Genomic DNA, 22,455 nt, shown 5'->3' on the forward strand with positions numbered 1-22,455 from the left:
GCAAAGTAATACCGCGCACTGATTGGGTGCAAGTTTCGTTCATTATCGTGCAGGGTTACTTTACTAATTCCATGACCAATCTAGACTCTTCGTCACCGAAATAATGCGCTTCTTCTTTTAAGACTTTGAAGCCAAGGGACAGGTACAAAGACAATGCAGGCTGATTATTCGGATCGACCGTCAACTTCACACTTGAGCCCAACTTCAACGGCGCGATGACACTTTCAATCAGAGAACGCGCAATACCCTTACCACGATGTTGAGTATCGACAGCCAGTGACATGATCCAATATTGCTGTGCATTTGTGCTTGTCGTCAGCAAAATATACCCTGCGACTTGCTCCCCCTCTTTCGCCACTAGTAAGCTTTCCCCCCAACAATCAAAAGCTTGCCGAAAGAAAAATTGAGGATAGGCATGTTCTCCAAATAAAGTATTTTCAAGCGTATACACAGCCAATAAGTCGTCTTTATGTGCAGACAGAATGTCCATTCAATGATTCCTCCTTTAACATTTGTGGCGGCAGTATATACCTAAAACTCATCTAAATGCAGGACTCATAGACCTGCCACTTGCTAGCCCTCCAATATGCACCATGGCTCATTAAGTAAGAGCAAGCTTCTTTAGCATATACATCCATGATTAAGTTTTAACCACGAAATCAAAAACCACCCATTAGTAAAAATTTGAAATATAACACCAATTTATTATTTAAGATTTAGATTAAAATTCTAGTTTTTAAAAAAATTCATAGTTTGATAAGTTACAACCACCCCTTATCTTCAGCATGATTCACCACACTTCCGATGTGATAACAAACACCAAAACCTATACCATTCTCCGCATTATTATTTTTATAAAAGCGAGTTTTAAGTGAAAGAATCTCGAAATGCGTTAAATTCCAGTGAATTAAACACAACAACATCTTGGTCAAAACACGATACACATTGGGTCCTTAGTCTGTTTGGAACAGCCGTTGGTGCAGGCATTCTATTTCTGCCGATCAACCTTGGTATTGGCGGGTTTTGGCCGTTAGTCGCAATGGCTGTGCTTGCTTTCCCAATGACTTATCTTGCCCACCGTGGTTTAGCTCGCTTTGTACTGTCTTCCAAGATCAAAAATGCAGACTTTACTGATGTAGTAGAAGAGCACTTTGGCGCAAAAGCGGGTCGCTCTATTTCACTGCTGTATTTTCTTTCGATCTTCCCGATCCTGTTAATTTACGGTGTCGGTATTACCAATACCGTAGACAGTTTTATGGTTAACCAAGCTGATATGGCTTCTTTGCCTCGCCCTCTGCTTTCAGGTGCACTAGTGTTTGCATTAATTGCCATTATGATGGCGGGCGAAAAAGTCATGCTACGGGCTTTTGCCATTATGGTTTACCCATTAGTGGCTATTCTTGCCTTTCTTTCATTTTACTTGATACCAAACTGGACCATGCCAATCATGGACGCCCCTGAAGCGTCTGCTTTTGCTAGCACTATGTGGTTAGCGGTTCCTGTGGTTATTTTCTCGTTTAGTCACGCGGCTGCGATTTCAAGCTTTGCAAATGTGCAACGTCGCCATTATGGCGATCAAGCGGATGCGAAATCCGAAATAATTCTTCGACGCACTAGCATCATGTTAATTGCGTTTGTGCTTATTTTTGTCTTTTCGTGTGTATTAGCGCTGTCACCAGAGCAATTGGCTCAAGCTAAAGAACAAAACGTGTCGGTGCTGTCTTATTTAGCCAATGCAACAGACAACCCATTTATCGCAACGCTTGGTCCTTTGGTGGCTTTTGTTGCTATCACTTCCTCTTTTCTTGGGCACTTTTTAGGTGCACGCGAAAGCTTAAATGGTTTAATTACCAAACACTCTAAACTGTCTGAAAAGCGGGTTGATCGTATCAGCGTTGCAGTACTTTTCTTTTCAATCTGGGCAGCAGCGATCATGAACCCAAGCATTCTTGGTATGATGGAAGCGTTGTCAGGGCCTGTTATCGCGATGATCTTATTTATTATGCCAATGTTAGCGGTATACAAAATCGATGCATTGAAACAATATCGTGGAAATGGCTCAACTTACTTTGTTTTAACTGCGGGCATTGTAGCGGTAAGTGCATTGATTTTTAGCTTCTTCAGCTAAAAAGTAGTTATTAGGTTGGATTTTCAGGGGAATACCTTATACGAGATTAAGGTGATTCCCTGAATTTTCTTACTCTTAAGCGGGTAACCATCGTTACCATTGACTCTTAAATAAGAGCAAAAACGCCCGCAATCATAAGTACTGAAGCGATACAAGTGCGGCCAATAATACCGAAGTGTGAAGGTTGAATCATTTCATTATGCATAGTTAATCTCCTGTTTATTATAAAAGCCATTTTTTATTGGCTTAATAACACTATGTCTAATATCGAGTTTTTTAACAACCCATACAAACATTAAATATTTATGACAGAAAGATAATTTTTTAGCGAACCAGCCATCTTTCGAGATGCGAATCGCACCGACTAAATGATGAAACTTACACCACTAACAATGTTCGACACACTAGATTCGTCGTACTGTTTATCTTGTCGTTAAATCAATCTTTCCACTTTTGAACAGATTTATCATTATAAATCATAATATTAGCCTCACCTTTCGCGAAACTTTCTTCACAAGCCGTTTGTAACTCGGAATCCATCCGCACTTAGCCAATAAGAAGTGATAGACTTACCTAGTATTAGGGTTAAACGAGATCACATTTTATTAATAAGCTCATGCACTTTCCGATTAAAACGCTAACTTGCGCGCTGTTCTCAGTACTTGGATTCTTCTTCCATCCAACCCATGTACTTGCCAACACAGAAAAACAGAGCTACCTGGAAGAACACATTTCTCCTCAAAGCAGCTCCATGCTCAATCTCTATTTTCGTTCAATGGGTAAGCCGCGCTCAATTGAAGAAGATGAATTAGTTGCGCCACAGAATGCGTCAGCGGAATCTCTTGCGCTTTATTACTTTGCGCGCCTATACCTAAAGCGCTACGAAGGCGTTCCGCTGCCCAAAGATATGCCTGATTTAATTGAGTTTGGGACAGAGCATAATTTACCGTGGGTAGTCGCTGAAGCACAGCTTAATAAAGCGGTAACCATGATTGAACTAGACGACAATTGGAATGCAGAACTTGTACTACATGACATCATCGCCGAAGCCCGTGATCTCGGCTATTTAGCGCTAGAAGGAAGAGCATATCGCTGGCTAGGGAACTTAGAGGTTTCACGGAATCAACTACGTAGCGGACTCAAGTATTACCGAACCGCCTATGAGTTGTTAGAGAGAACCGTATTTGAAATGCAAGTTGCCATGACGCTGAATAACATCGGTACCGTCTATATCGATGCATCCGATTGGGCTCGCGCCAGTAGCTACCTGACGCAAGCACTCGACACCTATTTAAACAGCAAATATCAATATGACAACAGCCTTTTCATTGGGGTTATCTACGCAAACTTAAGTATTGTTCACTTAAGCAGTGGAGATAGCGAAAAGGCAGAATACTATTTTAATGAAGCAATCCGACTCTCAATGCAAACGGGGTCAGACGTCATCAAACACTATTCATTATCCAGCTTCTCACAAATGTTAAGTTCGATAGGGAAAATTGATGAAGCGTTGATGGTTGCACAGCGTTGCGTAGCTCTCCCTATCACGGGAAACTTAGAGGCGAAGAAAATGCCTTGTTATGAAGCATATGCAGAAGCATACCTCGCAGATGAACAATACGATAAAGCCATTTCGACAGCTATCAACGTACTTGAGCAAACTAAATCAACCGATGAGCTAGAAATACGACAGCGCATTGATATGCTGTCGGTCCTAGTAAACGCGAATCAAACCCTTAATAATTTTGAAGCGGCTTTTCGTTACTTAACTCAATTAAGAGAGCTAGAAGCTGAATTTTCTCATCATATTCACGGCGAAGAGATGATTAACATTAAGTTTGACCTCGAAGCTAAGTTAGCTCAGAAAGAACTCAAGCTACTAGAAACGAAAAATGCGTTGCAAGCCTCAGAGCTGCGCTCACAACGCTATAGAGAAATGTTCTACTTTATCGCTATCGCAGCGATTGGTGTCGTTGGCTTTCGTTACGTACTGCGCGTTAGGCGTATTAATAAGGCACTCACTCAAGAAAATACTACCGATCCATTAACTCAACTGCACAACCGTCGCTACCTTCCCATTTGGCTGGATAAAATGGCTCGTAGAAGCCCAGATAGAACGTTTGCCTTAGCCGTATTAGATATCGATCATTTTAAAAGGTTTAACGATGAATATGGGCATGATATTGGCGACAAGATGTTAATGCATATTGCCAGGTTATTTAATGAATCGACTCGCTCTGGGGACCTACTCATCCGTTGGGGTGGAGAGGAGTTTGTCTTATTATTTGAAGTAAACAGAACTGAAGATTGCGCTAAATTCTTGGATCGATTGAGATATATCGTGGAAAACACGCCACTAGTGGTTGACTCTAAGTCATTAAACGCGACAATTTCTCTCGGAGCTGTCGACAGACTGTCCGTAAAAACTATTCAACAAGAATGGGATCAATGGTTTTTCTTCGCAGATCAAGCTTTGTATGACGCAAAGCAAGCAGGAAGAAATCGCTTCGTTATTCACCCGACGTCATAAGAGCAAAATGAAAAAAATCCTAACCATCGCTATTTTTGCGCCAGCACTTCTCACTGCGTGTAGTAACCATCAAGCCTCTCAACTGGGAATGCGCAGCAGCAGTGTTAACGTATATGCCCAACAAATGAGTAACACTCAGTTGTGCGAGACCCTCTACTACAGCCGTGCAACCAACCAAACCAAAGTTGCGATTGGCGCTGAGTTTAACCGACGTGGTTTAAACAAGAAGTGGTGTGATAGTGAGTTCAATAAGCTATACATCAAAAAGTGGATTGATAACGTGTTACCCAAAGAAAAGGCCAAACCGAAGAAACCAATGGCGACAATTCAACCCGCTTCAACTAAATAATCCTTCCTCTCAAAGCAGACAGTACGACCGTATTTTCTGCTTTTTACTTTTCATGCGTGCGCTATTCGACATTAAAAAACCCTATAATTTCAGTGAATTAACACTGACTCATGTTGTTCGTCGAACTTTTGATGTAAACAAGTTGTAAATGGTTTTCGTCCTTATTCTTTGTCGTTAGCTTTGTTTATTCCTGTTAGAGGAATATGAAACAGGAGCTAAAAAATTCCAAACAAAGACATGAGGTCAAAAATGGAAATACGCATTAACCGCCTATTTGCTGCTATGTTGGCAGTAGGCATTGCACCTGCCGTCTCGGCGTTTGATCCACTCTATTCTGAACAATGGCACTTAGACAACACAGGGCAAACTGCTTTTGCAGCTAACCCAGCTGTTGCTGGGAACGACCTAAACACCAAGCTCACTCAAGCAATGGGTATTGCGGGTATTGGTGTAAAAGTCGCGGTCATTGATTCTGGAGTGCAGATCGATCACCCAGATCTTGCAGGTAATATAGTTACAGGTAGCAGAAATTTCGTCGAAGACTCTTCTTTCCCATTAAGTTATCCGGTTGATACCAATGGTCACGGCACTGCTGTAGCCGGTTTGATCAGCGCAGTCGGCAACAATGGTGAAGGTGGACGCGGTGTTGCTTCTCACTCTTCTCTTATTGGTTTTAACTGGTTAGCCAACCAGACATTAGAAGGCTGGCTAATCTCTCACGGCATGGACCCTGCCACACGCGATGTTCGTGTATTTAACCAAAGCTACGGTTTCAGCCCGATCAACCCAATAACTTTTGATGAAAGCGATCCTCAACTTAAACTTGAAATGGACGTGATAAAAAATGTCAGCGAGAGTAACTCATGGGGACGCGGTGCTGTATTTGTTAAGTCAGCCGGCAATGGTTATCGCTATTTCAATGCGGGAAGATTCTTCGTGTTGCCAAGTAACTTCTTTGCTGGTGGAGACAACCAAGGCTTGCCGATGCACAACTCCGCTCAGTCTTATGACAACGCCAACTACTTTAATTTAATCACCAGTGCACTACGTGCGGATGGCACGCGAGCGAGTTACTCATCGGTGGGATCTAACGTATGGGTTGCCGCACCAGCAGGTGAATATGGGCAAGACTTCCCTGCCATGGTCACCACCGATTTGATGGGTTGTGAAGAAGGGCAAAATACCAGCGACGGCCTTGGTATCAATGGCTTACACGGCGGTACGGAGCTAGACCCGAACTGTAACTATACCAGTACAATGAACGGAACCTCGTCGGCTGCGCCAAACACGTCCGGTGCCATCGCGGCAATCATGTCCACAAATCATGCACTTTCTGCTCGTGATGTACGTGCTTTACTAGCAGAAACAGCAAAAGTAACGGATAAAACGCATCCAGGCGTACAACTTGAATTTACTAACCACAAAGGTGAACAGGTTAGCTACGAGGCCATTTCTCCTTGGCAGAAAAACGCCGCAGGCGTAGATTTCCATACTTTTTATGGCTTCGGCGCTGTCGATTTGGATGAAGCAATGCAACGTGCTCGCATGACGAATCGTGTTTTACCGCCTCAAGTTATTACGCCTTGGGTTAATAATGCTAAAGAAGTCAGTGTACCCGATGCGAGTCTGGCTGGCGGTTCATCAAGTATCGCTATTGCCGATGATCTGAAGGTAGAATCCGTTCAAGTGAAATTGACATTAGACCACTCTCGCCTGCCCGACTTAGCTATCGAGCTCGTTTCGCCATCAGGGACTCGTTCCGTTTTGCAAACACCGCGTAATGGTCTTGTTGGTCAATCTCTTGACCCAACGATTACTGGCTACAAAGACCAACTAATGTTGTCTAACCAGTTCTATGGCGAAGATGCAAAAGGCGAATGGACATTACGAGCAATCGATACGAATGGCGACGAAGTCTTTTCTTACATTGCATATTTTAACTCTTCAACCATCTATGATGTTCCGATGGCAAACAACACTCAGCCAGGTGTTATTAAGAACTGGTCGATGCGCATCTTTGGACACTAAGGAGTCAATTACATGAAATACATATCATTTTCTATGCTGGCTCTTTCTATGATGACGGCTAGCGCATACGCTGAGCAACAACTCTCTCAACAACCCGCACCTGAACTGTTCGTGCCTTCAGAAGCGGTTGAGATTAATGGCCAAGATTATCGCAAGGTGCAAACGGGTACAGCTAGGATCCTATCCGAAGAAGTAAAACTTCAAGCCGGTGATGAAGTGTTTAAGAATGCGTTTAGCAATGTATCCAAGGCCACTGGACTGGTTTACATCACGGTAAACAACCCTAACGAAGCGAAAGCGGTCGCCAAAGAGCTAAAGCTGGAAGTTGTCTTCGCAGAGGGAGAGTCTGCGGTGTTAAAAGCATCTCAAGATCAAGATCTACTGAGCATTAGCGACTATCTAAACGCAGACAGCCGGGTAAAAGCATCTAAAATTGAACTAAACAGCGGTAAGTACCGTGCACAATAATTCTCTAGCAAGAGAAGTTGGCTGATAAAACCATGCCTCAGCGATTGCTGAGGCATTTTTATAGGTGGGTATAGAGACCCTCTTTTTCTTTTGTAGATTACGACGGAACTAGCATGATATTTAGGGGAGCGTGTCCGGCTGCGCCTGTCATTTCTTAAATAAAATAACTTCGGTTCTTAGTTTATCCTGCGTGGTTTCTTGCGGATTATCTAAGTAGCGCTCAATCCCTAATGGACTGATTTTGGCTTTCATACCACTCTGGCGAACCAAGTTCATCGCTAAAGCCCATGCATTTCCCAAAAACTGATATTCCCCACGGTGCTCGACGACAAATGTTTCACTCTCAGGTATGGTACCGGAAACCGCTCCCTCTGGCGCAGTTACTGCGTTATCAAGTGGCAAGCAAGTGATAAACTCAAACGTGCCTTTCTGCATATCCATCGACTGGTAATAACAAAATAACTCACCGTTCACAGATAAGCCCTTGTCATCAACTATCTGCTTTAACTGTTGAACTTGTTCTTCTATTACCGGACCTAATTCTGAAATGGTGGCCTCGCCTTTTATTCCGATGTAGTGAACCTGAGGCTGGGTTCGATTACCAATTTCAACCAAGTCTGAGAGCACTTGTCCGGTTTCAAGTTTGCTTTTGAGCATGCGTAGCCCACGTTGATAATCCATTTCTATCATCGACTTAAACATACTTTTCAAAAAGAACAGATACCAAGGAACGCGTGATTGCATTTGCCATTCGACTAAACAACCACCTTGTGACGGCGTCACTATTAAAGTCACCTTTCCGTGACTCTTGATTGGGCGAAAGAAATGAAGCTCCATATCTAACCGATGTTCTTGAGTGCTTTCCAATACAATGGCACCAGTTCCAATACGCTGACCATTCCATTGGTAACCGGCTCCAACGTGACCTTGATTATCGCTGAATGTCAGCTCGCAGCTTGGTTCAAGAATGATCCAAGGTGACCAATCAGGCCAGTTATTAAAATCCTTGAGATAGCCAATAATCTCGCTTTGATTCTTATTAATTTCAATACTTCTGCTGACCTGATAAGAAAGCATAACGGTTCCTCAAGTTTCCGCGTCACTAACTTCAGTCTAATTCAAATTCCAGTTTTTTCTTGTTTGACTGTGGGTTAGACGCACAAAGCTAGGAACGGAATTCCACTTTCGCACTAAATCGAACACCATCATCGTCCAGTATTAACGCCCATCCCATCCGTTCACATATGCGTTGTACGATAACAAGCCCACAACCGTAGCCGGCGTTGTACGTCTCGTTACCATCGTGACGATTCAGGATCTTAAGAGCATGACCATCCAACTCAATCTCAATATCTCCCACACTATAGCTAAAGGCATTTTTAATCAGATTGTTGATTACAATGGTCACAAAACTCTCTGGAGCCGTCACTACACCACTATGTTGTTCGTGCAAAGCGTAATTCGAATCTTGCTTGGCAAATAAAGGGGCCAGCTCTTCCAGTTGTTTTTGTAAACAAGTAAGAAGCTGATGCTCTCCGTAATGCTGAGGCTCTATTTTCTCTTTACCGAGCAAGAGAAACGCTTCTGTCAGTACGCGCATGTCTTCACAAGCTGACTGCATCCTCGCGATGGCTTTTTGCGCGACTCGAGGTTGTTCTGGAATACGCGTTAGAATGTCTGTTGAGCCTTTGATCACCATGATTGGCGTTCTCAACTCATGCGATGCAAAACGACTAAATTCTTGTTCTCGTTTGAAATAGCCCGCGATATCGTTTTTATTATCCAGCAAAGTTTGCTCTATTTGGCGTGTCTCGCTGAACTTAGTTTCAACTTGGAAAGCGGGTTGATCCGGTGACATTTGGCTGATTTTGTCTTCGATTTGCGCTAGTGGTCGAGACAATATTCGCACCATATAAATGCCATACCCGACCATAACAAATGAAAATAAGCCACCGAGCAGTAGCGTAAACTGATGCAGCGAACTTTCGTATTCGTCGAGGTAATCATCGGAGTCATCTTGAAACACAATGTACATAAGCCCCTTCCCTGAGGGGTGTTTCAATACAACAAAGTGTTTGTCTTCTTCACCAAGCAGATATTCGTAAAAACCGGGCGAAGTAAAAGAGAGCAACCAATCCGGTGTCGGTGCTTCACTCCAATATGAGTTGAACTCCAATACGTTTGGCAATGGCGCATCCCAGCCCTGTTTCTCGAAATTCTCACTATAAAGCGCAGCTTCAGTATCAAGCCAGTGATGTAAACTCAGCACTTCAAGTTTGTTTTCTGCCACATAAATCAGCGACCAAAAAAGAGTAAACATCACAAGCGTCATCACCCCAAAACCCCAACGGATCTTGCGATAAATACTTGGATATTCGTTATGCTTTAAGTCGGTAACCTTGTCCATGAATAGTCTCTAATCGTGATTCTTCAAAACCTTTGTCTAACGCGGTTCTTAAACCATAAATATGGCTACGAAGTGCATCACTTCCGGGTGGTTCGTCTCCCCACACACTATCGATCACTTCTGTGCGCGAAACCGATGCTGGAGCACGTTGGAGAAGTAACTTTAAAATCTTGGTTTGAATTCGGCTCAGCTTAATTTCTTTGTCTTTTCTCGTCACTTTGCCTGTGCGCGCATCTAAACAAATGTCCGCAAACTTGAGCGTGCCAATATCTTGCCTTGGACCGCGATTAGCCAAAGCATGAACACGCAAACTAAGCTCTTCCATCGCAAATGGCTTCATTAAATAGTCATCGCCTCCCGCTTTAAATGCCGCGATTTTGTCATCTAACGTATCTTTTGCGGTTAGGAAGAGGATTGGCGTTCCACAGAGCTGATCTTGTCGAAGTTTCTGTACCGCACTAATGCCATCGAGCTTAGGCATCATGATATCCATGATGATTACATCGTAATGATTATCCTCGATTAGCTTCAGTGCGGCCTCACCATGATACGCACAATCGATAATCATGCCTTCAAGCTCAAGATAGTCCGCAATCGTCTCCGAGACATTGTGGTTGTCATCTACAATTAAAATTTTCATAAAAATCACATTTCTTCACGATCTCTTCACGATATGCCCAATAAGATACAGGCAATTTCCTAAACTAGCTCGTAAATTGAGGTTAATACAATGAAAAAACTCGCTCTTATTTCTGTAGTAGGTTTGGCATTGTCTGGTTGTGGTGGTTCAGGTGGTGGCAGCAATAGCGATAGCACACCAACTCAACCAGTAGTGAAACCAAGTGTAGCGATTGGCTCTGTTGAAGCGGTCAACGCTGAAGAAAACACGTTAACCGTCAATGGATATACATACCATGTGTCTGGGGTGGTTTATAGCGATACATCAATGCAATTGGCCGATGTAGAACCCAAAATGATGGTTCAAGTAGGAACAGATGTTCGTAAAGCGTCTGACGATGGCTTCTTAGTAACACTTGAGCCAACCATTACCGGACGTGTTACAGCAATTGATTATGTGAAGAAAACATTTACGGTAAACGGCGTAGATCTGCAGTTTGACGGTTTAAGTGATGATATAGAGATCAACGACTGGGTGATGGTGTCATCCTTGCCGACTGCTGATGCGGGTTATCGAGTGTTGTCTGTGGTCGAGATCGACGTAGATAACGATTACCCAGCCCTTGGAAGCTACTACGAACTGGAAGGTCGCATTACTAGTATCGATGAAAATGCTGGCACGTTTGAGCTTGGTACAAATATAACCGTATCTTACGACAACATTAGCCAACTTAGCACCGGCCAATGGGTGGAAGTAGAAGGTGAAATGCAAAACGGCGTCTTCATGGCAAATGAGGTAGAAGTTGAAGGCTACGACGTCATAAGCAATGACAGCGATGTGGAAGGCATCGTGACTTGGGTTGCAAATGATTACAGTGAGTTTTCATTAAACTACCGAGGTGCATTCTTCATCGATAACGCAACACGATTTGAAGATGGCAGCAAAGCGAACCTAAAACAAGGCCAAGAAGTGGAAGTAACGTCTGTCATGAAAAATGGCAAACGCATCGCTACCGTTATTGAGTTTGAGCAACCAGACTTTGACGATAACAACCAATGGCGCGGTAAAGAATTTGAATGTGAAGGATACGTATCAAACTACGATGCTGAAGCAAGAACATTTGACATCGAGCGTTGCGAAAACGACGCAGATCAATTGCTAAACAACACGACCGTTGTAATTGATGCACACACACGCTTCCAAGGTATCGAAGAACTTAACCTAAATGGTGCTCGTGTCGAAGTCGATGGTGTAATCATCAACGACCAAAATATTGCCCGTGAAGTGGAGTTGGACGTTTACGACAACTGATCCCTTCTACACTAAAGAAAAAGTGTCACTTCGGTGGCACTTTTTTGTTTTTCTATTTTTAAATCCTCTCTCTTCTTTTGGCTCACTTTAGTAGCGAAACCTTACAGTAAAAAAAGAGCGCCGATTGACGCTCTTTCCGATCTCTAATTGATAACCAATTATGCGGCCTCTGTCTGACCTATCCAATGATAATGGTGGTTGGCTTTTTTACCCACTAAACCGAGCTCTGCCAATTCCTCAAACACCTTGTCTACCTCTTCCGCAGATAGCCTAAATTGTTTGGCAACGGCTTTTTTAGTGCACGTAATTTGATGCGTTTTAAGTGCATCGCTCACTTGCTCTAACAAAGTTTTCGGTTCCTTTGGTTCTTCAGGTTCCGGCACCACTGGTATTTCTTGCTCTTCTTCCTCTTTAATATGAGGAAGATACCCCGCTGGCTCTGGATCGATATCGCGAACCGTTTTCAGTATCATGCCCTCATTTCGGCGGTAGAAATGTCTGAACCGTTGCTCTTCACCAATCAGGCCGACAAAAAATGCAGCAAAGAAATCCAACAGAATCGAAAGAAATACAACCAAGCCAAGCTGAGCTTGCTGAGAGGTGGTACCAAATGCGTTGGCTAGGCTATCAATCAAACCAATCACTGAGCCTTGCGTGACTGGTGGCAAACTATCACGTTCCATAGCCAAGCGTTGCTGCTCTTCGCGTAAGGTTTTGTTTTGCTCCTGAATGCGAGTTACACCAGTCGCGATACGCTCCATCTCGATGTATTTCTGCGCTGCCATATTGTTGAGCTCAATCTGTTTATCGATTGCCGCAATTTGGCGATTAAACGCTTCCACTTTCGCCTGCTCTACCGAAATATGACTTTGTGCGCTGTTTGTTGCACTGTTAATGCCACCAATACTACCGCCGATGGAGATCGCAGCTAAGACTAAATAAAACACGAGAGCGGTTGCCGCCCCTGTATAGTTGCGATGGGCTCGGCGCTCACCGTATTCATACCAAGCGTAGAACTTACCCGCTTCAAAAATAATCGCTAAACCACCAAATAAGGTTTGCATCATCGGGTTTTCGTCGATCGACAAAAACAGCAATAGAGAAAAAATAGTCGATGCTAAAATCGCAGCACCAGTGAATGCGTATACACTCACCATGGCAAATCGACCTTTAGGGTATCGATATCCAATCTGTTGTTCGTATTTCATTTGAGAAATTTCTTAAGATTAATCGCCCCTCCGACTAAGTAGGACGGACGTTCTGGCATGTACAAAGGAGCGCAGAATACCGTATCCTTTATTAAATTACTGTCATAATTCCGTTAATGGAAAACAAGTGAAGATTCGGTGTGCATTTTGAATCGATATCAGCCAAATCTAGCACGTAAAAACACCACTTCGGCACCCACTAACCGAAGTTTCAGTGACATATAAGAGAAATTAATTCAGTATCTTCAAAAGCGACTAGGCAAGACAGACAAGCTGAATTGGAGGTTATGAATGCAAGCCGAATCAAGACATGCCATCTGCCGTAACACGTTGCTTTAAATCGTAAAGAGCCAAGCTATTAAAGCGTTAAAAATAGGCAATAAAACAAATAATGCACACTTGCATCACCTTTTAGTAAACTGATAATTACATTGTTTGGTTAATTTGTTAGTATCCCGCGCCGAAGAAGATAAGCACTCAATTGTATGGAAAACACTCTAATACAGCATAAACACCATCGCTTGCACGCTATTGCGGTTATTATCGCGGTGTTGTTTCAGTTGTATTTAGCGTCCACAGCGACTCTTAACCCAACACAAGTTCACAGCACAACCTGGCTTAACAAAGTTCAAAGTGAAAAGGTCTTACTGTGTACCGCAGATGGTTTCAAATGGGTGGATATCAATACGCTGATTGAAGCTAATGCTCAACCTTCTTCTACGCTCATTCAAGATCTTAATTTACATGAAGGCTTTCAGTTTGAATGTCCGCTTCTACAAGCGGTTCAATTCTTTCTTTTGGTTGCGATTGGGCTATACCTGACTACCATCCATTGGCTGCGCCGAGTCAAGAATGCCCTGACGCCTTACCGATTTTCAAAATGCGATAAGCTCGTTTACAAACACATCGCGCCTAAGCACTCTCCGCCGAGTGTTTTTCCTGCCTAACAGGCATCTAATCATTAACAACTTTATTCAAAAATAACGATGACTCTGTTTGTTGTCCATTCAGAGAAGCTATTCATTCAAAAGGAAAAACACATGCTTAAATCATTAAAAACCGCCGCTATCGCGCTTATTGCTGTCATCGCTAGCCCACTGAGTTTAGCGCACGATTATGAAGCAGGAAAAATTCATATCGACCATCCATGGAGCCGCGAAGCGCCACCAAACGCACCTGTTATCGGTGTTTTTTTTCAATTAACCAACCACGGTGACAGTGAAGATGCATTGATCGCAGCAGAAAGCCCAATCGCAGGACATGTCGAAATTCACACGCATAAGAAAGAAGATGGTGTGATGAAAATGATTAAGATTGACGAAGTGCGCGTTCCCGCCAATGACTCAGTGTTGTTTAAGCCAGGCAGCTTCCATTTAATGATTTTCAATCCAACACAAGCGCTCAAAGAAGGTGACCGCTTCCCTATGACGTTAACATTCAAAAACGCGGGTAAGGTGGAAGTAGAAATGGCGGTGGAAAAACAAGGACACATGGAAAAACACATGCACCATTAATGACGTAAACAAAAATGCCCGCTGATTTAGCGGGCATTTTTATTTCAGCTTAGTAAAAATCATTATTCCGATAGATCATAACCCGATTCTTCAGAATAATGGCAGCGAGTAGCGCTTAGCGAGACGAAGTCATAAATTTGGTAACAATGCCCATAGCGCAATTAGTTTTCTTTCTACTTGAAACAGACCTCAGCCCAACGAGCTAGGCCAGCAGTTACCGAGCCAAAATAATTTCCACTGACAACCGGAATATTTGGCAGTACGGTTTGTACCGCATCGCGCAAGATTGGCGAGCGTGCCGAACCACCAGTCATAAAGATAGCATCGGGTTTCACCCCAGCTTGCTCTACCGCTTCTGTCACCAACGCCGTCATTTTATTCTTCGGCGACTGAATCGCTTCGATCATTTCGTCTCGTTGCACATCGACTTCAATCAGTTCTGACAGTAAGTTGATGCCAGTTCGGTAAGATGCTTGCTCTGAAAGCGCCACTTTCGCTTCTTCGGCACGGCGAACAATGTTGTAGCCTAAAGACTCATGATACACCTCTAGCAAACGAGCAAGCTTTTCTGGCTCTTGAGCCTGCTTTTGAAGCAACTTCAACGCGGATAGATTCTCTCGCGAATAGAAATCACTCTGCGCTTCTACATTGTTGATTGCTATCGGGTTCCAGAATTGGGTGGTCGGCATCACAATACCTGACTCCATTTTGCTTTCCATGCCAAACGGGAACATGAGCTGCTTAAATGCTAACGCGATATCAAGATCATTCCCGCCGACGCGCTGGCCACTATGAGCTAACAAGCTCGCTGTCCTATCCGCTTTGCCACGCCAAGACGGACCCATTTGAATCAACGAGCAGTCCGTTGTACCACCGCCAATATCGACCACTAGAATGGTTTTGTCTTCGCTGAGTGTCGCTTCATACTCTAGGCCCGCCGCGACAGGCTCAAACTGAAACTCCACATTTTGGAAGCCAGCACGTTTCGCTGCCCGTAACAAAATACGTTCAGCCTGAATGTTAGCCGTTTCACCGCCACGCCCATGGAAGTTAATTGGCCGGCCGATAACAGCATCGGTAATACTTTGCTGCGCATCGTTTTCGGCTTGCGACTTAATATTGTCCATCATCGCGCAGACAAGATCTTCGAAGAAAGCCAATTGCACGTCACGCAAGCCAGAAGCGCCAAGAAAAGACTTCGGCGACTTTACGTAATAGATATCACGAGGATCTTCCAAATAGAGATTAAGCGCCGCCTGACCAAATGCAATGTCGTCAGATTCGAGATCAATACTTTCTTCTCGGTTTAAATTGATTGCCCGGCGTAAAACCTGCTCACCAACTTGATCTAATGGTTTAATGTCTCTATGGCGAAATAAGTGCTCGGATACCGATTCACGAGTCGGTGCAGCAAGGGTGGAAGGAATAAATGGACTGCTCCCTTCTAGGTTAAGCATTACTGGCTCACCCGATTCCATTTTTGCCACTGAACAGTTTGCAGTGCCATAGTCAAAGCCGATAAACATAGTTCCTCCCACTAATAAGGGCCTGTAGACCGTTAAAAAGCCGGCAATGCTAACTTAATGGCATAGGAATTACTATCCTAAAATCGTGTGTAATTTAACGTGGCAAGTCTATCTAAGGTTTATTGCTCTCTTTTTTCATAGATGGCAAAACAACCGCAACCAATAACGCCAATAACAAGAATACAGGAGTAAGCGTTAACCCGTGCCAGATCGAATAACCGTCATGGAACAACCAGAAAATACCAACAGTCAAGAGATACGCAAAGTAACTGCAAAACACTAAGCTAATCGCAACAAAGCGCGTTCGACTGATAATAAGAATCCGCACTAGATACTGACTAAGAATACCAGAACAGTGCATGGCAAGCTGCCAATTGATGATAAAGAAAGCAAGCGCAATAAACCCTGCAACCACTAGTGAATCGTGAGTATTTAAAATAAAGTAGCTACCAAATCGGCTTATGATGATCGGGTAATCCCCTTCATATACTGTTGACCAAGATATCGCATTTGCTGCTGCAATATAATTCGCAAAATAAGCGATGGCGTAAAAAGTCGTTTGAGAGCTGAACGGCTGAAATACATCCGTACAATATCCTCGCCATTCTTCTTTGTTGGCTGTAGGTCCAACCCAGTTACGTTTTTGATGAGCGACGCGTTCGGCGAATGCAGGTCCGTTGCGAAACAACAACCAAAATATATACAGTGAAAGTATGACCAAGAGTATCGAAAACATACCCTTCCCCCTCAGAAATTATCGGCTCCACTGCCAATGGCGTTGGGGTCGTAAACTGCACTTCCCTGCGATATCTATTTCATTTATCTGAACTTATTATTTTATTGCTGCCAAAACTTATTTAACGACATGCTAAACAGAAACATGGTCTCACTTGATGTTTAAGCTCAAAAGCCTACTTGTAGGTTTAGCACACAAAAACAGGGCCTGCAGAATGGAGAAAAGGAAACCGCGACTTATTAACGAACATGAAGACGCTAACTTGCTACGGTGACCGCGATGAGGGGAGAAGCATTCAAAGCGGTCATACATGCGGGAGGAACAACTATTTCTCTAGCTTCTCTTCAAATACACCAATCTCTCTACCCAGCCAAATCGCGCGTTCCGTATGATCGAGCAACTCTTCTTCACTCACAGGATGGATAAGCACAGAAAAATCACCTCGAATCGTATCGAGCCAAGCCAAAAACTCTTCACTCAATGACTCTAGGTGAATTTCAAACATCGGCATTTTATGTGGGCCAACCAATCTTCCAACCAAAGGAAACACACGCAGCACATCTTGACGCTCTTGACGGATGATCTCGTTCAAGGCTTGCGCTTTATCTTGTTCTCTTAAAGGAAAATAAACATGAGCGTGATACATAATTTCTCCATAATCACTTCGACTTGAGCGCCATCTACTGCTGATAAGCTCAAGGACCGCCGAGGGTATACATTTGTAATGCCGTCACCCTACCCTGATTCCACTCTGTTGGGAAGAAGTTATGTATTCTCATAAGGCCGGAGTTTCGGGCACAACAAAAAATCTCAATACAACACATAACAACTACTTGAGTTGATTCATTAATAATGACTCACTTTGTCAAATTTTACAGCCAAATTTTGTTGCAAATATGTTTCATTCAATAGCAATTAAATTCGAGTTTAAAAATGCCAGCAATTAAAAATCAGCATATTACTCTACAAAATCAGGGTGTAAGCAAAACTTTACTACTGATCAAAAGTCAAAATGAAGCACAATTTAACAATTTGTTTACACTTATTGTATCTGGCTATACCACGATTTAGTTAGAGGGTTAGATGCAGAAAAATGTTTCTCTGTGTCTTGCGATGAAATAGCCGCAGCGGTGTTATCGAAAAATAGTTTAAAGGACGTACAGATGCCTACAGCTATAGAAAACACAAGCAACCTTAGGTATGGCCTTTGCGCTGATATCAGAGTTTGAGTACCCATACAAACTCTGGTTTGATATGAACAGCTGCAGTCCAAAAGACACGCAGCGTCAAAAGGAGCTTGAGATGAACGTTCAGGCATTACCCATGCATCGGTTTATCGACCATCATGGGGACCTAGTCGGCCAACTACCCAACTGGGCTGACACTGAAACTTTGGTCGGGTTTTACCGAGACATGGTATTAACTCGCACTTACGACAACAAAGCCGTTGCGTTGCAACGCACCGGCAAGTTAGGGACCTACCCTTCGCACCTAGGTGCTGAAGCCATCGGTATTGCGGTCGGCAGAGCGCTGAAAGCCGATGATGTATTTGTCCCTTATTATCGCGATATGCCTGCAATGTGGTGTCGTGGTATTGGCATGGAGAAGAATCTTCAATACTGGGGCGGTGATGAGCGCGGTAGTGATTTTGCTCCAGAGGGCAGCCCAATTCCTAGCCGAGATCTTCCATTCTGTGTCCCCATTGCGACGCAATGTACGCACGCTGTCGGGGTGGCTTCCGCATTGAAAATTCAAGGTAACCATGAAGCTGCGCTAGTCATGTGTGGCGATGGCGGTACATCCAAAGGGGATTTTCTAGAGTCAATAAACTGTGCGGGTGCTTGGAATATTCCACTTGTTTTCGTCGTGAATAACAACCAGTGGGCAATTTCAGTGCCTCGTAGCCTTCAATGTGCTGCCGATTTCTTATCAGAAAAAGCGCAAGGCGCTGGTATACCGGGCATTACGGTAGATGGTAACGATGTCGTCGCCGTTTATGATGCAACCAAGACCGCACTTGAGAGAGCGAGAAAAGGGAAAGGCGCAACACTCATCGAAGCGGTCAGTTACCGATTAAGTGACCACACTACTGCCGATGATGCGACTCGTTATCGTAAAGAGGACGATGTTCAAACCGCATGGCAATACGAACCTATAGCACGTCTTAAAACGTATCTCCTTAATCAAGGTGCTTGGAGCGATGAACAAGAGCAACAATGGCTAGAATACTGCAAGGAACAAGTGGAACTGGCAGTTGAACGCTACCTCAGCTTACCGTCACAAGCACCAGAAACTGGGTTCGATTATTTGTATGAATCGCTTCCCCAAGAGCTTCACGCTCAAAGAGATGAACTCATCAACAAAGCAATGCGAATGCAGGGAGGCAAACATGGCTGAGCTAACGTTAGTTGAAGCAGTAAACCTCGCTCTGCACCACGAAATGCAACAAGACCAAAATGTTGTCGTGTTAGGTGAGGACGTAGGTGATAATGGCGGCGTATTCCGTGCCACCGTAGGGCTCAAACAAGAGTTTGGTCTCAAACGAGTGATCGATACGCCCCTCGCTGAAGCGTTAATCGGCGGTGTTGCGGTCGGCATGGCAACGCAAGGATTACGACCTGTCGCCGAATTTCAATTTCAAGGTTTTGTTTTTCCGGCAATGGAGCACTTAATGTGCCACGCGGCACGCATGCGTAACCGAACTCGCGGTCGCCTCACTTGCCCCGCGGTTTTTCGTGCGCCATTTGGTGGCGGTATTCACGCTCCAGAGCACCACTCAGAAAGTGTAGAGGCGCTATTTGCGCACACTGCTGGCTTTAAAGTAGTGATTCCTTCTTCACCTCAACGCGCATACGGCCTGCTTCTCGCCGCGATTCGAAGTAATGATCCTGTCATGTTCTTCGAACCGAAACGCATTTATCGAACCGTAAAATCTGAAGTCGTTGATAATGGCGAAGCACTTCCACTCGACACCTGCTTCACCTTACGTAAGGGGCGAGATATCACGCTTGTTACTTGGGGCGCATGCGTCGTAGAGTCACTTCAAGCCGCACAGACCTTATCTAGTCAAGGAATTGAAGTCGAGGTGATTGATTTGGCGAGCATTAAGCCAATTGATACCGCAACGATTTTCAGCTCACTAGAAAAAACCGGACGTTTACTCGTTGTTCATGAAGCGAGTAAAACTTGTGGTGTGGGCTCTGAGCTTTTAGCTCGAACAGCCGAACACGCCATGTGCTTACTAAAAGCCCCACCTAAACGAGTAACTGGAATGGACACCATTATGCCTTATTACCGTAACGAAGATTATTTCATGGTTCAGGAAGAAGACATTGTGACCGCAGCGCGCGAACTCGTGGAGGATTGGAAATGAAGACGTTTAACTTACCCGATCTCGGCGAAGGCCTTGCTGAATCAGAAATTGTAAAATGGCACGTTAATGTCGGTGACATGGTTAAGTTGGATCAAGTGATCTTAACTGTCGAGACAGCAAAAGCGACGGTCGACGTTCCCGCCCCCTACTCGGGCCGTGTAGTCAGCCGCCATGGGGAAGAAGGTGATATCGTCAATATTGGCGCATTGCTACTCGAAATTGACGAAACTGGCGCAGAGCGCGGGGCAACGGTAGAGAAAAAAGAGACCGCTGACGCCGCAACCGTTGTCGGCAATGTTTCTCATCAAGCGCATCACGTTAACGTCGATGACTTCTGGATTGGAGGCAATCACAACACGACTGAGAGTAATCTAGTTACTGCTCTACCGTCGGCTCGTCTATTGGCACAAAAACTTGGAGTAGATCTTAATCTCGTGTCAGGCAGTGGTCCAAACGGTCTTATCGTTGATGCCGACATTTACGACGAAGCCGGAAAACAGCGTCCGGGCACAGAAGTATTGAAAGGCGCTCGACGCACCATGGTGTCGTCGATGACTGAGTCACACGAGCACGTTGCTGCCGTGACCATTACAGAAGAAGCGTTGTTGGAAGACTGGCTGCCGAACGAAGACATCAGTATCCGTCTAGTTCAAGCGATTGTTCATGCGTGTCAGGAAGAGCCTGCTTTAAATGCTTGGTTTGATGCAGAAACCATGACGCGTTGCGTGCACAATACAGTTAACCTTGGTATTGCTGTAGATAGCCGTCATGGCTTGTACGTCCCCGTATTGCGCCACGCAGATGAATACGAGCCACAAGATGTTCGTCGTTGGCTCGATCAAACTGTTGAAGGGATCAGAGAGAGAAAAGTCGGTCGAGAGCAATTACAGCACGCGACGATTACGCTTTCCAACTTCGGAGCGATTGCCGGCATTTACGCGACACCTGTCGTCACACCTCCGCAAGTCGCTATTGTTGGTGCTGGTCGAATACTCGACCGAGTGGTGATAAGAAATGGTCAAGCAATTTCGGTGAAAGCAATGCCGCTATCCGTAACGTTTGATCATCGCGCTTGTACTGGTGGCGAAGCAGCAAGGTTTACTAAAGTGCTTGCAGAACACCTGCAACGCCCGAGCGAAAAGTAACTGGTAAAAACCAAATGATAAAGGCTTCCAGTTCGGAAGCCTTTTGTTTGAGAGAACATATTATATCTACAGCTTCTCTAGCAACTCCGGCATCACCTCAAATAAATCGCCGACCAACCCATAGTCAGCGATGTCAAAAATAGGCGCATCGGGATCGCTGTTAATTGCGACAATCACCTTTGAGTCTTTCATTCCCGCTAAATGTTGAATAGCACCAGAAATTCCGACGGCAATGTATAATTCAGGTGCAACAATTTTACCGGTTTGCCCGACTTGATGGTCATTAGACACATACCCCGCATCGACCGCCGCTCGGGACGCTCCTACCGCTCCACCTAGCTTGTCAGCCAATTGTTCGACTAAAGCAAACTTCTCTTTACTCCCGAATGCACGACCACCCGATACCACCACTCTAGCCGCTGGCAATTCTGGTCGCTCACTTTCTGGCGTTTGCTGCGAAATAAACTCACTCAGTTTGTTGATAATCACTGTATCGACTTGAGTAACCTTAGGGACAACTGGCGTGTCTAACAGCTCTACGGCATCAAAAGCCGTACTTCGTATGGTCATAACTTTATAGAGGTCGTTCGACGTGACTCTCGCCAATGCATTCCCGGCATATATTGGACGAATCACCGTATCGATAGACTCGATGGTCATCACATCCGAAAGTTGCCCTACATCGAGCAACGCCGCCACGCGAGGCATTACATTCTTACCAAACGTACTAGCAGGAGCAAGAATGTGCGAGTAATCTCTGGCTACTCGTGAAATCAAAGGCGCAATGTTTTCCGCTAACCCATGCTCGTATTCCTTTGCGTCAACCCAGATAATTTCTGCAACGCCCTTAACACACTTCAACTCATCCAAAACCGATTGGCACTGATAACCAACAAGCAATACAGAAACAGGAAGCGATTTATCACCATCCTTGATATCAAATGCCGCTTTAATTGCACACAGCGTCCCTACAGCCAACGACTGGTTGTCATGTTCCGCAATGACAAGTGTTGCTAATGGTCGGTCGTCCATGGTCATGCCTCGTATAACACGTCAGATCCATTACTTGAGCTTAGTTCACTTCACGTTAACGTCAACTGAGCTATAGTTTTC

At 44.4% G+C, this 22,455-nt stretch carries 20 protein-coding genes; 11 read left to right on the forward strand and 9 right to left on the reverse strand.

The genetic code is table 11. The annotated features are described in order from the left end of the window. Nucleotides 1-55: 55 nt before the first annotated feature. A complete protein-coding gene (locus tag L3V30_RS07875; protein WP_046875335.1) occupies nt 56-490 on the reverse strand; it encodes an N-acetyltransferase in 435 nt (144 codons plus the stop codon). A 381-nt stretch (nt 491-871) separates the two neighbouring features. Between L3V30_RS07875 and L3V30_RS07880 the strand changes: the two genes are divergently transcribed. The 5 genes from L3V30_RS07880 (at nt 872) to L3V30_RS07900 (ending at nt 7,503) form a co-directional block, all read left to right on the forward strand. Beyond that, on the forward strand, nt 872-2,128 hold the full coding sequence (locus L3V30_RS07880) for an aromatic amino acid transport family protein (protein WP_046875334.1): 1,257 nt from the start codon (nt 872-874) through the stop codon (nt 2,126-2,128). Between the two features lie 616 nt (nt 2,129-2,744). Further along, nucleotides 2,745-4,658: a tetratricopeptide repeat-containing diguanylate cyclase gene (locus L3V30_RS07885; protein ID WP_237308649.1), complete on the forward strand. Its 1,914-nt coding sequence runs from the start codon at nt 2,745-2,747 to the stop codon at nt 4,656-4,658. Between the two features lie 7 nt (nt 4,659-4,665). Next, nucleotides 4,666-5,007, forward strand: a complete 342-nt coding sequence (locus tag L3V30_RS07890) for a hypothetical protein (RefSeq protein ID WP_237308650.1) — start codon at nt 4,666-4,668, stop codon at nt 5,005-5,007. Nucleotides 5,008-5,256: 249 nt separating this feature from the next. Continuing rightward, entirely contained in the window at nt 5,257-7,035 is a 1,779-nt protein-coding gene (locus L3V30_RS07895; protein WP_046875333.1) for a S8 family peptidase, read from the forward strand. A gap of 12 nt (nt 7,036-7,047) precedes the next feature. Next, the gene (locus L3V30_RS07900) at nt 7,048-7,503 is read left to right on the forward strand and encodes a hypothetical protein (RefSeq protein ID WP_237308651.1); all 456 of its coding nucleotides are present in this window, start codon (nt 7,048-7,050) and stop codon (nt 7,501-7,503) included. Nucleotides 7,504-7,650: 147 nt separating this feature from the next. Here the strand turns inward: L3V30_RS07900 and L3V30_RS07905 are convergent, their stop codons facing one another. From L3V30_RS07905 to L3V30_RS07915, 3 genes are all read right to left on the reverse strand, one after another. Next, complete coding sequence (locus L3V30_RS07905) at nt 7,651-8,580, reverse strand: SRPBCC family protein (RefSeq protein WP_237308652.1); 930 nt, start codon at nt 8,578-8,580, stop codon at nt 7,651-7,653. A gap of 88 nt (nt 8,581-8,668) precedes the next feature. Beyond that, complete coding sequence (locus L3V30_RS07910; RefSeq protein ID WP_170902570.1) at nt 8,669-9,910, reverse strand: HAMP domain-containing sensor histidine kinase; 1,242 nt, start codon at nt 9,908-9,910, stop codon at nt 8,669-8,671. Then, nucleotides 9,882-10,550, reverse strand: a complete 669-nt coding sequence (locus L3V30_RS07915; RefSeq protein ID WP_237308653.1) for a response regulator transcription factor — start codon at nt 10,548-10,550, stop codon at nt 9,882-9,884. The genes L3V30_RS07910 and L3V30_RS07915 overlap by 29 nt, the downstream gene beginning before the upstream one ends. A 90-nt stretch (nt 10,551-10,640) precedes the next feature. Here L3V30_RS07915 and L3V30_RS07920 point away from each other — a divergent pair, with 90 nt between their 5' ends. Next, nucleotides 10,641-11,840 carry a DUF5666 domain-containing protein gene (locus tag L3V30_RS07920; RefSeq protein WP_237308654.1) on the forward strand — a complete coding sequence of 400 codons (1,200 nt, stop codon included), beginning with the start codon at nt 10,641-10,643 and terminating at the stop codon, nt 11,838-11,840. Between the two features lie 158 nt (nt 11,841-11,998). On the opposite strand, the gene L3V30_RS07925 is transcribed toward L3V30_RS07920, so the two are convergent. After that, nucleotides 11,999-13,048, reverse strand: coding sequence for a Preprotein translocase subunit SecY (locus L3V30_RS07925; RefSeq protein WP_182035689.1), 1,050 nt, complete (start codon nt 13,046-13,048; stop codon nt 11,999-12,001). Nucleotides 13,049-13,533: 485 nt separating this feature from the next. Between L3V30_RS07925 and L3V30_RS07930 the strand changes: the two genes are divergently transcribed. Then, nucleotides 13,534-13,995 (forward strand): hypothetical protein, encoded by a 462-nt coding sequence (locus L3V30_RS07930; protein WP_012842502.1) that lies wholly within the window; start codon nt 13,534-13,536, stop codon nt 13,993-13,995. 93 nt (nt 13,996-14,088) lie between these two features. Then, nucleotides 14,089-14,562 (forward strand): copper chaperone PCu(A)C, encoded by a 474-nt coding sequence (locus L3V30_RS07935; RefSeq protein WP_237308655.1) that lies wholly within the window; start codon nt 14,089-14,091, stop codon nt 14,560-14,562. 173 nt (nt 14,563-14,735) lie between these two features. Here L3V30_RS07935 and yegD read toward each other — a convergent pair whose 3' ends face one another. From yegD to L3V30_RS07950, 3 genes are all read right to left on the reverse strand, one after another. Further along, nucleotides 14,736-16,088 (reverse strand): molecular chaperone, encoded by a 1,353-nt coding sequence (yegD, locus tag L3V30_RS07940; protein ID WP_006742470.1) that lies wholly within the window; start codon nt 16,086-16,088, stop codon nt 14,736-14,738. Between the two features lie 112 nt (nt 16,089-16,200). Continuing rightward, on the reverse strand, nt 16,201-16,824 hold the full coding sequence (locus L3V30_RS07945; protein ID WP_237308656.1) for a hypothetical protein: 624 nt from the start codon (nt 16,822-16,824) through the stop codon (nt 16,201-16,203). Between the two features lie 325 nt (nt 16,825-17,149). Further along, the gene (locus tag L3V30_RS07950) at nt 17,150-17,470 is read right to left on the reverse strand and encodes a DOPA 4,5-dioxygenase family protein (RefSeq protein WP_005375836.1); all 321 of its coding nucleotides are present in this window, start codon (nt 17,468-17,470) and stop codon (nt 17,150-17,152) included. 656 nt (nt 17,471-18,126) lie between these two features. Between L3V30_RS07950 and pdhA the strand changes: the two genes are divergently transcribed. The 3 genes from pdhA to L3V30_RS07965 are packed head-to-tail and all read left to right on the forward strand — an operon-like array spanning nt 18,127 to nt 21,342. Beyond that, on the forward strand, nt 18,127-19,221 hold the full coding sequence (gene pdhA, locus L3V30_RS07955) for a pyruvate dehydrogenase (acetyl-transferring) E1 component subunit alpha (protein WP_012842500.1): 1,095 nt from the start codon (nt 18,127-18,129) through the stop codon (nt 19,219-19,221). Then, nucleotides 19,214-20,197, forward strand: coding sequence for an alpha-ketoacid dehydrogenase subunit beta (locus L3V30_RS07960; protein WP_005395620.1), 984 nt, complete (start codon nt 19,214-19,216; stop codon nt 20,195-20,197). Before pdhA ends, L3V30_RS07960 begins: the two co-directional genes overlap by 8 nt. Next, nucleotides 20,194-21,342, forward strand: a complete 1,149-nt coding sequence (locus L3V30_RS07965) for a dihydrolipoamide acetyltransferase family protein (protein WP_237308657.1) — start codon at nt 20,194-20,196, stop codon at nt 21,340-21,342. Before L3V30_RS07960 ends, L3V30_RS07965 begins: the two co-directional genes overlap by 4 nt. Nucleotides 21,343-21,408: 66 nt before the next feature. Here the strand turns inward: L3V30_RS07965 and L3V30_RS07970 are convergent, their stop codons facing one another. Beyond that, nucleotides 21,409-22,374 (reverse strand): FAD-binding protein, encoded by a 966-nt coding sequence (locus tag L3V30_RS07970; protein ID WP_237308658.1) that lies wholly within the window; start codon nt 22,372-22,374, stop codon nt 21,409-21,411. Nucleotides 22,375-22,455 lie beyond the last annotated feature (81 nt).

It is taken from the genome of Vibrio sp. A1-1 (assembly GCF_021728175.1).
GTDB classification, from domain to species: domain Bacteria; phylum Pseudomonadota; class Gammaproteobacteria; order Enterobacterales; family Vibrionaceae; genus Vibrio; species Vibrio diabolicus.